General features: G+C 64.7%; 13 protein-coding genes. 11 read left to right on the forward strand and 2 right to left on the reverse strand.

What is annotated here, in order from left to right; genetic code table 11:
- Window positions 1–70: 70 nt before the first annotated feature.
- Together AKL28_RS00185 and AKL28_RS00190 are read right to left on the reverse strand one after the other, a co-directional pair.
- Window positions 71–1,228: an MFS transporter gene (locus AKL28_RS00185; RefSeq protein WP_050466040.1), complete on the reverse strand. Its 1,158-nt coding sequence runs from the start codon at window positions 1,226–1,228 to the stop codon at window positions 71–73.
- 125 nt (window positions 1,229–1,353) lie between these two features.
- Window positions 1,354–2,010 carry a 7-cyano-7-deazaguanine/7-aminomethyl-7-deazaguanine transporter gene (locus tag AKL28_RS00190; RefSeq protein WP_050466041.1) on the reverse strand — a complete coding sequence of 219 codons (657 nt, stop codon included), beginning with the start codon at window positions 2,008–2,010 and terminating at the stop codon, window positions 1,354–1,356.
- 328 nt (window positions 2,011–2,338) lie between these two features.
- Between AKL28_RS00190 and hemN the strand changes: the two genes are divergently transcribed.
- From hemN to AKL28_RS00245, 11 genes are all read left to right on the forward strand, one after another.
- Window positions 2,339–3,790, forward strand: coding sequence for an oxygen-independent coproporphyrinogen III oxidase (gene hemN, locus AKL28_RS00195; protein WP_050466042.1), 1,452 nt, complete (start codon window positions 2,339–2,341; stop codon window positions 3,788–3,790).
- A gap of 19 nt (window positions 3,791–3,809) precedes the next feature.
- The gene (locus tag AKL28_RS00200) at window positions 3,810–4,631 is read left to right on the forward strand and encodes a sulfite exporter TauE/SafE family protein (protein ID WP_050466043.1); all 822 of its coding nucleotides are present in this window, start codon (window positions 3,810–3,812) and stop codon (window positions 4,629–4,631) included.
- A complete protein-coding gene (locus AKL28_RS00205) occupies window positions 4,628–7,135 on the forward strand; it encodes a heavy metal translocating P-type ATPase (RefSeq protein WP_050466044.1) in 2,508 nt (835 codons plus the stop codon). Before AKL28_RS00200 ends, AKL28_RS00205 begins: the two co-directional genes overlap by 4 nt.
- Window positions 7,135–7,308 carry a cbb3-type cytochrome oxidase assembly protein CcoS gene (ccoS, locus tag AKL28_RS00210; protein WP_050466045.1) on the forward strand — a complete coding sequence of 58 codons (174 nt, stop codon included), beginning with the start codon at window positions 7,135–7,137 and terminating at the stop codon, window positions 7,306–7,308. Before AKL28_RS00205 ends, ccoS begins: the two co-directional genes overlap by 1 nt.
- A 171-nt stretch (window positions 7,309–7,479) precedes the next feature.
- Window positions 7,480–8,907, forward strand: coding sequence for a cytochrome-c oxidase, cbb3-type subunit I (gene ccoN / locus AKL28_RS00215; RefSeq protein ID WP_050466046.1), 1,428 nt, complete (start codon window positions 7,480–7,482; stop codon window positions 8,905–8,907).
- Window positions 8,908–8,919: 12 nt separating this feature from the next.
- On the forward strand, window positions 8,920–9,534 hold the full coding sequence (gene ccoO, locus AKL28_RS00220; protein ID WP_050466047.1) for a cytochrome-c oxidase, cbb3-type subunit II: 615 nt from the start codon (window positions 8,920–8,922) through the stop codon (window positions 9,532–9,534).
- A gap of 4 nt (window positions 9,535–9,538) precedes the next feature.
- The gene (locus AKL28_RS00225; protein ID WP_050466048.1) at window positions 9,539–9,736 is read left to right on the forward strand and encodes a cbb3-type cytochrome oxidase subunit 3; all 198 of its coding nucleotides are present in this window, start codon (window positions 9,539–9,541) and stop codon (window positions 9,734–9,736) included.
- Window positions 9,729–10,661, forward strand: coding sequence for a cytochrome-c oxidase, cbb3-type subunit III (ccoP, locus tag AKL28_RS00230; RefSeq protein ID WP_050466049.1), 933 nt, complete (start codon window positions 9,729–9,731; stop codon window positions 10,659–10,661). Before AKL28_RS00225 ends, ccoP begins: the two co-directional genes overlap by 8 nt.
- Window positions 10,662–10,715: 54 nt before the next feature.
- Window positions 10,716–12,149 (forward strand): cytochrome c oxidase accessory protein CcoG, encoded by a 1,434-nt coding sequence (gene ccoG / locus AKL28_RS00235; RefSeq protein ID WP_050466050.1) that lies wholly within the window; start codon window positions 10,716–10,718, stop codon window positions 12,147–12,149.
- A 26-nt stretch (window positions 12,150–12,175) separates the two neighbouring features.
- Window positions 12,176–12,724, forward strand: a complete 549-nt coding sequence (locus tag AKL28_RS00240; protein WP_050466051.1) for a FixH family protein — start codon at window positions 12,176–12,178, stop codon at window positions 12,722–12,724.
- A 97-nt stretch (window positions 12,725–12,821) separates the two neighbouring features.
- Window positions 12,822–13,076 (forward strand): hypothetical protein, encoded by a 255-nt coding sequence (locus AKL28_RS00245; protein ID WP_050466052.1) that lies wholly within the window; start codon window positions 12,822–12,824, stop codon window positions 13,074–13,076.
- Window positions 13,077–13,084 lie beyond the last annotated feature (8 nt).

Genomic DNA, 13,084 nt, shown 5'->3' on the forward strand with positions numbered 1-13,084 from the left:
TCAACGCCCAATAAGCAAAGGCGCTTGCCCCATCCAGGGCAAGCGCCTTTTTCATTTCGCCGGACTGGCGTCAGGCGGCAAGCTTGGGGCGTTTATCCAGCGATGCCGACAACGCCACGGTGGCCAATCCCAGCAAGGCGACGGCCGAGCCGATCAGCGGCAAGTCGGTCAACGGCAAGCCGATGGAAATCGCCACCCCGCCCAGCCAGGCGCCGGTGGCATTGCCGAGATTGAATGCGCCCTGGTTCAAGGTCGAGGCAAGGTTGGGGGCGCCGCGTGCGGTATCCAGCACCCGCACTTGTGCCGCCGGCACCACCGCGAAAGCGAATGCGCCCCAGGCGAACATGGTCACCAGCGTCGGCCATTTGTAGTGGCTGGTCCAGGAGAACAAGCCCAGCACGATGGCGATGCACAGGAAGATCGCGCACATCACCGGCATCAGTTTCCAGTCCGCCAGCTTGCCGCCGACCAGGCCGCCTACGGTGATGCCGGCGCCGAACAGCAGCAGCACCCAGCTCTCCTGCTGTGCGGTGAAGCCGGTCACGTCCAGCAGGATGTAGGCGATGTAAGTGATCACGCTGAACATGCTGATCGAGGCCAGCGTCGAGGTCAGCAGCGAGAGCTGCACCTGCGTGGCCATGATGGCGCGGAACTCCTGGAAGATGTTGCCGCTTTGCATGGCGATCTTTTTCGGCAGCATGGTCCACAGCATGATCGCCGCCAGTACGCCGATGACGGTCACCGCACCGAAGGTCGAGCGCCAGCCGGTTGCATGGCCGAAGGCCGTACCCAGGGGGACGCCGAGAATGTTGGCCACCGTCAGCCCGGTGAACATCAGCGCCACCGCCTGGGCGCGCTTGTCGGGCGCTACCAGCTCGGCCGCCACCACCGACCCGATGCCGAAGAACGCCGCGTGGCAGAACGCCGTGACGACGCGCGCCACCATCAGGAAACCGTAATTGGGCGCGATCGCGCACAGGATATTGCCAAGAATGAACAGGCTCATCAGCCCGACCAGCGCCTGCTTGCGCGGCCACTTGGCCGTCAGGATGGCCAGGATCGGGGCCCCGGCGGCCACCCCCAGCGCATAGCCCGACACCAGCATGCCGGCCGCCGGCGCCGAGACGCCGAGATCGCTTGCGACATCGGGCAACAGGCCCATGATGACGAATTCAGTGGTGCCGATGCCGAAGGCGGCAACGGCGAGGGCGAACAAGGGCCAGTTCATGCGGATTCCAGGGAGGAAGGAAAGCGCAGCGGGAATCGCCGCGCGAAGCCGCAAGTTTACCGTCTGGCGGGAAATATTGCAGGCCGGTAAGCAAGCCCGCCGCCATTTAACAACAGGGACGGGATTCAGGCCGGGTCGGCCGCCAGCGGCCGCGCCATCCAGTTCTTGAGCATGGACAGCATCGCGCCATATGCCGGCAGGAAGAACACCAGGCTGATGATGATCTTGAAACAGTAGTCGACCACCGCGATTTCCACCCAATGCTCGGCCATGAAGGCGTCGCTGCTGCGCCAGAAGGCGATCGAGAAGAAGGCCAGCGTATCGCTGGCGTTGCCGAACAGCATGGACACCGAAGGCGCCAGCCACCAGCGCCGGCTGGCGCGCAGGCGGTTGAATACATGCACGTCAAGGATCTGGCCCAGCGCATAAGCCATGAAACTGGCCGCCGCGATACGCGCCACGAACAGGTTGAAATGCGTCAGCGCGTCGAAGCCTTGCCACTGGCCCATATAGAACAGCGACGACACCACATAGGAAACTAGCAACGCCGGCAACATCACCGCCAGGATGATGCGCCGGGCCAGCGGCGCGCCGAAGAAGCGCACCGTCAGGTCGGTCGCCAGGAAGATGAACGGAAAGCTGAATGCGCCCCAGGTGGTATGGAAGCCGAAGATAGACACCGGCAACTGCACCAGATAATTGCTGGAGGTAATCACCAGCAGATGGAATAGCGAAAGCCAAGCCAGCACGGCCGTGTGCCGGCGCAGATCAATAGTTGTCATATGGACCTTTTTGATGAATGGGGTTAGGGAACCCATGGACGAAAATCCCGCGCATGCAGCGCGGGACGTGAAGAGTCGCTACTTTACCATACCGTACCGATTTCACGGATTGCGCCCCCGAAGAGAGAAGCGGAGCGGCATCGGCCCACCGGACACCACATTGGCGGCCAGCGGCCATTTTGATGCATATCAAGGCGCGCATTTCCCTGCGCGCCTATCCTGCAGTCTCCAATCAATCCCTGTTCGCTCGACGAAGCGGCTCGCGGTGCATTGCGCCTGTCGCGCATCCTGCCGGCCACACGCCCGGGCGGCCGGCCAGGAGCACTCCATGCAAGTCGCCCATCCGTCATTGACGCCCGATTCCGCCAGCCTGGCAGGCATGAACAAGAGCGTGCTGCGCAAGATGGACCAGCGCGGCCCGCGCTACACGTCCTATCCGACCGCCGACCGCTTCTCCGGCGACTTTGCCGTTGCCGATTACCTGCACGCGGTGTCCGACCGCCGTAGCATGGGCGCCTGGCGCACGCTGTCGTTGTACCTGCACATCCCGTTCTGCGACACCATCTGCTACTACTGCGCCTGCAACAAGATCGTCACCAAGAACCGTGCCAAGGCCGCGCTCTACCTGAGTTACCTCAAGCGCGAGATCAGCATGCAGGGCTCGCTGTTCTCCGGCATGAACCAGGTCGAACAGTTGCATTTCGGCGGCGGCACGCCGACCTACCTGTCGGATGCGCAGATGGGCGACCTGATGGCGCATATCCGCAAGTGCTTCACGCTGGCGCCGGACAATGTGGGCGAATACTCCATCGAGATTGACCCGCGCACCGTGTCGGTCGAGCGCGTGCAGTCGCTGCGCGCGCAGGGCTTCAACCGCATCAGCCTGGGCGTGCAGGATTTCGACCCCGACGTGCAGCGCGCCGTCAACCGCGTGCAATCCGAGCAGCAGACGCTGGAGATCATCCGCGCCGCGCGCGAGGCCGGCTTCCGCTCGGTCAGCATCGACCTGATCTACGGCCTGCCGAAGCAGAACGTGATGTCGATGTCGCGCACGCTGGCCAAGGTGGTCGCTGCCAGCCCTGACCGCATCGCCGTCTACAACTATGCCCACATGCCGCAGCTGTTCAAGACGCAAAGGCAGATCAATGAAGACGACCTGCCCAGCGCCGACAGCAAGCTCGACATGCTGTCGCTGTGCATCCGCCAGCTGACCGCGGCTGGTTACGTCTACATCGGCATGGACCATTTCGCCAAGCCTACCGACGACCTCGCCATCGCCCAGCGCCAGGGCCGCCTGCACCGCAACTTCCAGGGGTATTCAACCCACTCGGAAACCGACCTGGTGGCTTGCGGCGTCTCTGCCATCAGCGCCGTGGGCGGCAGCTACAGCCAGAATGAAAAGACCCTGGACGGCTACTACGCGCATCTGGAGAACGCCACGCTGCCGATCGCCCGCGGCATCCAGCTCGGTATGGACGATGTGCTGCGGCGCCTGATCATCCAGCGCCTGATGTGCAATTTCGAGTTGTCGATCAGCTCGCTGGAGATCGCCTATCCGATCGTCTTCCGTGAATACTTCGCGGCCGAGATGGAGAAGCTGCAGGCGCTGGAAGCGGATGGCCTGATCAGGATCGAGCCGGAATGGATCACGGTCGAACCCAAGGGGCGTCTCCTGATCCGCAACATCTGCATGGTGTTCGACCGCTATCTGGCGCAGGACCGCGAGAGGGCGGCGCGCGGACAGAAGGATGCGCCGCAGCGTTATTCGCAGACGGTCTGAGCCGGCCGGAGCGTCATCCTTGAACCTCTTCCCGGTCTTTCTGGTGGGCCTGATGGGCAGCGTCCATTGCGTCGCCATGTGCGGCGGCATCGTCGGAGCGCTCAGTTCCGCGGCGCCCAGGCGGGCGCCTACTGCGCGGTTGCCTGAATATGCACCCGCCGCATCGCTGGGCACGGCCCGCGTCATCTCCATCAAGGCCATCCCCGCTGCCGGCGAACTGGCGCGCGTGCTGTGCTACAACGCCGGGCGCCTGGCCAGCTACGCCATCGCCGGCGCGCTGGCGGGCGGCATCGCCTCCGGCCTGCTGCGCGGGGCCGATGTGCTGGGCTGGCTGGTGCCGCTGCAGCGTGCGGCCTACATCGCGGCCAACCTGATCCTGGTGTTGCTGGGCCTCTATCTCACGCAATGGTGGAGTGCACTGGTGCGCATCGAACATCTTGGGCAGGCGTTGTGGGCCCGGCTGCAGCCACTGGCCATGAGGCTGGTTCCTGTCGATACGCCAGCCAAGGCCCTGCTGCTGGGCAGCCTGTGGGGCTGGCTGCCGTGCGGCATGGTCTACAGCGTCTTGCTGACCGCCATGCTGGCCGGCGATGCATCGAGCGGCGCGCTCACCATGCTGGTATTCGGCATCGGCACCTTGCCGGTGCTGGTTGCGGCCGGCCTCTCGGGCGAGCGCTTGCGTGCGCTGGCAGCGCATCCGTCCTGGCGTCGCGGCGCCGGGTTTGTGGTGCTGTCCTTCGGCGTGCTGGGCCTGTTGCGCGTAGCCGGAATCGGCGGCTTTGGCATCGCCCAAGGATGGCTCGATGTGCTGTGCGTCACGCCGCACGGCGGTGTGCGATGAGTACGGTGTCAGAAGGTGGGCGGCTGTGCTTCCATTGCGGCCAGCCGGTGCCTGCCGGCGAATCGCTGCGTCTGGCCATCGGTGGCGTGCCACGTGAGCTGTGCTGTGTCGGCTGCCGGAGCGTGGCGCAACTGATCGTCGACAGCGGCTGCGAAGATTTCTACCTGCGGCGCAGCGCGCCATCGGCACGCGTCGATCCGGAGCAACTGCTGCCAGCCGAACTGGCGCTGGCCGATTTGCCCGCCAATACCGGCGTTGCGAGTGACGGCGGGGCGGCCGAGCTGCTGCTGTCGGTGGACGGCCTGCGCTGCTCGGCCTGTGTCTGGCTGATCGAACGTTATCTGGCGCGCCTGCCCGGCGTGCTTGAGGCCGAGATGAACGTCGCCACCGGCCGCCTGCGCGTGCGACGCGACCCGTCTTTGTGTCCGGCGTCGTCGGTGCTGCGCGGCCTGCGCGGGCTCGGCTATACGGCCTATCCCTTCGACCCGCTGCGCCAGGGCGAGCAGGCACGGCGCGCCACACGGCGGCTGTTCCGCCAGATGTTCGTGGCCGGCATGTCGATGATGCAGGTGATGATGTATGCGGTGCCGGCCTACCTCAGCAGCGACGGCGTCGATGCCGACATGATGGCGCTGATGCGCTGGGCCAGCCTGTTCCTGACCATTCCTGCCGTGTTCTATTCGGCCCTGCCGTTCTTTTCCGGCGCCTGGGCCGGGCTGCGCGCACGCTCGCCCGGCATGGACCTGCCTGTGGCCATCGGCATCGCCGCCGCCTTCGCCGCCAGCACGGTCGCTACCTTCCGCGGCGAAGGCGAGGTCTGGTTCGACAGCGTCAGCATGTTCATCTTCCTGCTGCTGGCCAGCCGCTACCTTGAAGCGGCGGCGCGGCGCCGCTCGGCCGGCGCGCTGGAGCGCATGCATCAGGCCTTCCCGGCGTCGGCGCTGCTGTTGGCAGACTATCCGCATAGCCGCGAGACCACACTGGTGCCGGCCGCGCAGCTCAACTCCGGCGATGTCATTCTGGCGCGCCCGGGCGACGCCATCGCCGCCGATGCGCAACTGATCGAAGGCGCGGCCGAACTGGACCTCTCGCTGCTGTCCGGCGAGAGCCGGCCGCAACGCCTGCAGGCTGGACAGGAGGCGCCGGGCGGCGCGGTCAATTTGCATCATCCACTGCTGCTGCGAGTCACCCGCGCCACGCAGGAAAGCACACTGGCGGCAATTACCCGCCTGGCCGAGCAAGCCGGCGCCGGCAAGCCGGCCCTGGCGCAGTGGGCCGACATCGTGGCCTCGCGTTTCGTGCTGGCGCTGCTGATGCTGGCAGTGATGACTTTCCTCGCCTGGCATTTCATCGACCCGGCGCAGGCCTGGCCGACCGCCATTGCGGTGCTGGTGGTGTCCTGCCCGTGCGCCTTGTCGCTGGCCACGCCTTCTGCATTGGCTGCCGCCACCGATCGCCTGTTGCGCGAAGGGACGCTGGTGGTGCGCGGCAATGTGCTGGAAACCTTGCGCCGCGCCGATACCGTGGTGTTCGACAAGACCGGCACGCTGACGCAGGGGCGGCCGCATCTGATGCAATCGTTACGTACAGGCTTGCTGGATGAGGACCAGGCGCTGGCAATTGCCGCGGCGATGGAAAGCGGCAGCCTGCATCCGCTGGCGCGGGCATTGAATGCGGAGGCTGAGCGGCGCGGGATTGCTGCCGCCCCCTGCGAGCATCTGCAGTCCTTCACCGGCGCCGGCATGCAATGCGAGATCGCCGGACGCCGCCATCGCATCGGTTCGCAAGCCTTTGTCGCCGAGTTGAGCGGAAACCTGCTGCCGCCGCGCCTGCTCGCCCCGGTCATGCCCGGCGCCGGCAGTGTTTATCTGGGCGACGGGCATGGCTGGCTGGCGCGTTTCGACCTGGCCGACAGCTTGCGTGCAGATGCCGCCGCCACCATCGCCGCCTTCCGCGCGCGGGGTTTGCGCACCGTCCTGCTGAGCGGCGACCAGGCTGACGTATGCGCCGAGATCGGCGCCAAGGCCGGTGTCGACCAGGTGATCGCACAATGCTCGCCGCAGCAGAAGCTCGACCACGTGAAAGCCCTGCAGGCGGGCGGAGCGGTGGTAGCCATCGTCGGCGACGGCATCAATGACGCCGCCATGCTGCGCGCGGCCGACGTCTCCTTCGCGATGGGGCGCGGCGCTGCGCTGGCACAGGCCAGCGCCGATGCGGTAGTGATGTCGGACCGGCTGCAGTCGGTGGCCGATTGCGCCGACATGGCCGCGCGCGCCATGCGCGTAGTGCGGCAAAACCTGGCGTGGGCTGCAGCCTACAATTTCCTGGCGATTCCGGCGGCGGCGTTCGGCTGGCTGGATCCCTGGATGTCGGCGGTGGGAATGTCCTTGAGTTCGCTGCTGGTGGTGGGCAATGCCTTGCGCCTGAGCCGGGCGCGGCGTGTACCGGCCGGTTTGCCGGCGGAGCGCATCGCAGGGGCGCCGGCCTTCGAAGGAGGGCGTTGATGGAAGCGCTTTACCTGCTTATTCCACTGAGTACCTTGCTGGTGTTCCTGGCGATCTGGGTTTTCTTCCGGGCCAGCGATGGTGGGCAGTTCGACGACCTGGAAGGGCCGGCATTGAGGATCTTGCATGACGACGACAGGGCGGCCGTTTCCGATGACAAGACTGCGGGATAGCCGGTTCTTGTTTCCATTGCTCTCGGAATAGGCCTCGTCCGGGCCGAGCCATCGCCTATTCCGTACCATTTTCTTCCCGCTTCTCCCCATTTTGATACACGTCAATACCGCACCGGGACACGCCCCGTAAGCTGGTGCCGGACAAGTACTCAACAGAGCGGGGAGAGTTTCGTGAGCAAAGAAAATAGCTACAACTACAAGGTGGTTCGCCAGTTTTCGGTGGCGACCATCCTGTGGGGCGTAGTCGGGATGCTGGTGGGGGTGGTCATCGCCGCCCAACTGGCGTGGCCTGAACTGAACATGGGGATTCCCTGGCTGAGCTTCGGCCGGCTGCGGCCCTTGCATACCAATGCGGTGATCTTCGCCTTCGGCGGCAGCGCGCTGATGGCGACTTCCTACTATGTCGTGCAGCGCACCTGCCAGGTACGGCTGTTTTCCGACTTCCTGGCCGCCTTCACTTTCTGGGGCTGGCAGGTCGTGATCGTGGCCGCGGCCATCACCTTGCCGATGGGGCTGACCCGCGGCAAGGAATACGCCGAGCTGGAGTGGCCCATCACCATCCTGATCGCGGTGGTGTGGGTGGCCTACGCGGTGGTGTTTTTCGGCACCATCGTCAAGCGCCGCGTGCAGCACATTTATGTGGCCAACTGGTTCTACGGCGCTTTCATCATCGCCGTGGCCATCCTGCACATCGTCAACGGTATCAGCATGCCGGCCACGCTGACCAAGTCCTACTCGGCCTACAGCGGCGCGCAGGACGCGATGATCCAGTGGTGGTACGGCCATAACGCGGTGGGCTTTTTCCTGACGGCGGGCTTCCTGGGGATGATGTACTACTTCATCCCCAAGCAGGTCAATAAACCGGTGTATTCCTATCGCCTGTCGATCGTGCACTTCTGGGCGCTGATCTTCACCTACATGTGGGCCGGTCCGCACCATCTTCACTACACCGCGCTGCCGGACTGGACCCAGTCGCTGGGCATGGTGTTCTCGCTGATCCTGCTGGCGCCGTCCTGGGGCGGCATGATCAACGGCATGATGACGCTGTCGGGCGCCTGGCACCAGTTGCGCACCGATCCCATCCTCAAGTTCCTGGTGGTGTCGCTGTCCTTCTACGGCATGGCCACCTTCGAAGGCCCGATGATGGCCATCAAGACCGTCAACGCGCTGTCGCACTACACCGACTGGACCATCGGCCACGTCCATTCCGGCGCGCTAGGCTGGGTCGGCTTCATCACCATGGGGTCGATGTATTACCTGATCCCCCGGCTGTCCGGCAAGACCGAGATGTGGAGCCGCGACCTGATCGAAATCCATTTCTGGGTCGCCACCATCGGCATCGTGCTGTACATCGCCGCCATGTGGATCGCCGGCGTGATGCAGGGCCTCATGTGGCGCGCGGTCAACAGCGACGGCACGCTGACCTACTCCTTCGTCGAAAGCGTCAAGGCCACTTATCCGTATTACGTGATCCGCCTCATCGGCGGCCTGATGTACCTGTCCGGCATGCTGGTCATGGCCTACAACACGGTGCGCACCATGCGGGGCACCAAGCTGGCGCACGCGCCGATTCCTGCCGTGGCCAACACCGCGCACTGATTGGGGGAAAGAATGAAGTTTTCGCATGAATGGATCGAAAAGAATCCCTGGCTGCTGATCGGGCTGGTGGTGCTGGTGGTGAGCATCGGCGGCCTGGCCGAGATCGTGCCGCTGTTCTTCCAGAAGTCGACCACCGAGCCGATCGCCGGCTTGAAGCCTTATTCGGCGCTGCGCCTGGCCGGACGCGACATCTACATCCGCGAGGGCTGCTACAACTGCCATTCGCAGATGATCCGTCCGCTGCGCGCCGAGACCGAGCGCTACGGCCATTACTCGGTGGCCGGCGAGTCGGTCTATGACCGCCCGTTCCAGTGGGGCTCCAAGCGCACCGGCCCTGATCTCGCCCGCGTGGGCGGCCGCTACAGCGACGAATGGCATCGCGCCCACCTGCACAACCCGCGCGACATGGTGCCGGAGTCCAACATGCCGGCCTACCCGTGGCTGGAGCAGGCCCGATTGGACAACTACGACATCGTCTCGCGCATGCGCGCACTGAAGCGCCTGGGCGACCCCTATACCGAAGCAGAGATCAAGGACGCCCCGGCCGCATTGGCCGGCAAGACCGAGCAGGACGCGCTGATCGCTTACCTGCAGGAACTGGGCATACAGATCAAGGCGGAGAGATAAGAGCATGAACATCGATTTCCTGACCGACGCGCGCAGCCTCATCACGCTGGCCAGCTTTGTCACCTTCGCCGGCATCATCTGGTGGGCCTACGTCAGCCACAAGCCAGCCGATTTCAACCAGGCCGCCATGCTGCCTTTCGCCGATGGCGACATCGGCCAGCCGGCCGCCGCCGAGCAGGACGGGGAGGCGCGCCATGGCTGATTTCACCAGCGGTTTCTGGAACATCTGGATCATCGTGCTCACCGTGCTGGGCATCATCGGCTGCGCCTTGCTGCTGTGGCAGCAATCGACCTGGAAGGTCAAGAAGGGCGAGCAGCCTGTCGCCGGTTCCACCACCGGCCACGTCTGGGACGAAGACCTGACCGAGCTGAACAACCCGCTGCCGCGCTGGTGGATGTGGCTGTTCTATCTGACCATCATCTTCTCGGTCGGCTACCTGGTGGTGTATCCGGGCCTGGGCAACTTCGCCGGTACGCTGGGATGGCAATCGACCTCCGAGCACGATGGCGACGTGCGTGCGGCCAATGCCAGGTACGGTCCGCTGTTCGACCACTACATGAAGCAGGACCTGAAGCTGGTCGCCGCCGACCCGCAGGCGCGCGCCATCGGCGAGCGGTTGTTCCTGACTTATTGCGCGCAGTGCCACGGCTCCGACGCGCGCGGCAACAAGGGCTTTCCCAACCTGACCGACGATGACTGGCTGCACGGCGGCGCGCCCGAAACCATCAAGGAAACCATCATGAAGGGCCGCCACGGCGTGATGCCTCCGATGGGCGCCGCGCTGGGTTCGGACAAGGATGTCGATAACGTCGCCAACTATGTGCTGAGCCTGTCGGATTCGACCCATGATCCGATCAAGGCCGAACTCGGCAAGTCCAAGTTCGGCGCCTGCATGGCTTGCCACGGCGCCGGCGGCAAGGGCAACCAGATGCTGGGCGCGCCCAACCTGTCCGACAAGATCTGGCTCTATGGCGGCAGCATCGACACCATCAAGGAAACCATCACCAAGGGGCGCGACAACACCATGCCGGCCTTCGGCGAATTCCTCGGCGAGCCCAAGGTGCATGTGCTGGCGGCTTATGTGTGGAGCCTGTCGAACCGGCCGAGCAACGCAGGGGCGAAGTAACGCCATGGTGTCGTCCCTGCTGTTGCAGGGACGACGGTATTTTGAAGGCAAGAAATGATCTCCAAGCAAGCAAAGGGCGGTGAACCTCCTCCCGGCAAGGAACAAGAACAATTCGCCGTCATCCGCATGTACCAGGCGCGCGAGCAGATCTACCCGCGCGAGATCAAGGGACGTTTCGCCAGCCTGCGCTGGCTGTGCGTCTTTCTGACGCAACTGGTGTTCTACGGCTTGCCTTGGGTGAACTGGAACGGCCGCCAGGCCGTGCTGTTCGACCTGGTGACGCGCAAGTTCTACCTGTTCGGCCTGGTGCTGTGGCCGCAGGATTTCATCTGGCTGGCGGCGCTCCTGATCATCTGCGCCTTCGGCCTGTTCCTGTTTACTGCAGTGGCGGGGCGCGTGTGGTGCGGTTACGCCTGCCCGCAGACGGTCTATACAGAAATCTTCATGTGGATAGAGCGCCGCATCGAAGGCACGCGCAGCGCCCGCATGCGCCTGGACCGCCAGCCATGGTCGTTTGAAAAGCTGTGGCGCAAGTCGGCCAAGCATCTGGCCTGGGGCGCGGTGGCGCTGTGGACCGGCGTCAGCTTCGTCGGCTATTTCTCCCCCATGCGCGCACTGCTGCCCGAGCTGGCGGCCTTTGCCTTCGGCCCCTGGGAAATCTTCTGGATCCTGTTCTACGGCTTCGCCACCTACGGCAATGCGGGCTGGATGCGCGAGCAGGTGTGCAAGTACATGTGCCCCTATGCGCGTTTCCAGAGCGCCATGTTCGACCGCGACTCGCTCATCGTCACCTATGACGCGCAGCGCGGCGAGCCGCGCATGCCGCAAGCCAGGGCAACCGGGAAGGACGGGGCGGGCGATTGCATCGATTGCACGATGTGCGTGCAGGTATGCCCGACAGGCATTGATATCCGCCAGGGCTTGCAATACATGTGCATCGGCTGCGCGGCCTGCGTCGATGCCTGCGACAGCGTGATGGACAAGATCAAGCGTCCGCACGGGCTGATCCGTTATTCGACCGAGAATGCGATAGAGCAAGGCTTGCCGGCATCGGCGATCAGGCGCCGGCTGCTGCGTCCGCGCATCCTTATCTACAGCGCCATCCTGGCGGCGGTAGTGGCGCTGTTCTCCGCATCGCTGTGGGTACGCATGCCGGTGAAGCTGGATGTCATCCGCGATCGCGGCTCGATGGGGCGCGAAGTGGAAGAGGGCATCATCGAGAACGTATACCGGCTGCAAGTCATCAACACCGATGAGCGCAGCCACCGCTACCGCATCACCGTCGGCGGCATTGCCGGGTTGACGGTGGCGCCGTCCGACGTGATCGAGGTTGCGGCCACCCAGACCCTGTCGGTGCCGGTGCGTGTGCGTGCGCCGCACGGAGCCGGCGAGAGAGGTTCCAACAAGATCCACTTTGAACTACAGGCTGAAGACAATCAGGCGCTGCATGTGAGCGAGAAGGCCGTCTTCATCGTGCCGCGCCGCTGACCATTTTCGTGAAGGAAAAACCGACCATGCATCCGAACGTCCAGACCCTGTCCGCCGCTTCCATTCCCTGGTATCGCCACCGCTGGCCCTGGCTATTGATGGCGGGCCCGGCCGTGGTGGTGGTGGCCGGCCTGTTCACCGTCTGGCTGGCGGTCGTGCGCGGCGACGCGCTAGTGGCCGACGATTATTACAAGCAGGGCAAGGCCATCAACCAGGACTTGCGGCGCGACCATGAGGCCTTGCGCCTGGGCGCGGATATCCGCCTGGCCTATGACCCGGCGGCCGGCATGTTGCGCGGCCGCTTGCGCATGACGGAAAAGCCGGCGGCGGGTGAGGCGGGTAGCGTGCTCTTTCTGAGCCTGGTGCATCCGACCCAGCCGGCCCGCGACCGTGCGCTGGTCGCCCGGCCCGCCGTCGACGGCAGTTTCGCCGTGCCGCTGGACGAACTGGAGCCGGCACGCTGGCGCCTGGTGGCCGAAGACGGCAGCCGCGCCTGGCGCTTGCATGGCAACTGGGCCTGGCCGCAGCAACGTGAAATGGCGATGAGTGCGCAGGCTTACGCGCCGGCGGAATAAACGGTAATGCATTACAGGCGTTAAGTACGGCAAGCCGGCGGCAAGACCGGAACGTGTCCCAACCGCGGGCGCAGACAACAATGCAAAGGAGAAGGCAATGCGCAGGAATCTACGCAATTACGCCATCGTCGGCTGGATGGCGTTTCTCATGGCCATCGCAGCGGAGGGGCTGTTCTTTTCCATGTTCGATCCGACCGGCCTGGCGCTGGCCGCGGGCCACCGCGAGTGGGATGCGCTGGGCGCCTACACGATAGGATTCTTTTGTTTCTGGGGAAGTTTCGCCGCGTCCGGCCTGCTGGCCGTGCGGCTGACGCAAGCCGCTCCAAAGGAGCGGCCACGTCATCCGGCGTAAGGGATGCG

The sequence above is a fragment of the Herbaspirillum chlorophenolicum genome, assembly GCF_001189955.1.
Classification (GTDB): Bacteria; Pseudomonadota; Gammaproteobacteria; order Burkholderiales; family Burkholderiaceae_D; genus Herbaspirillum; species Herbaspirillum chlorophenolicum.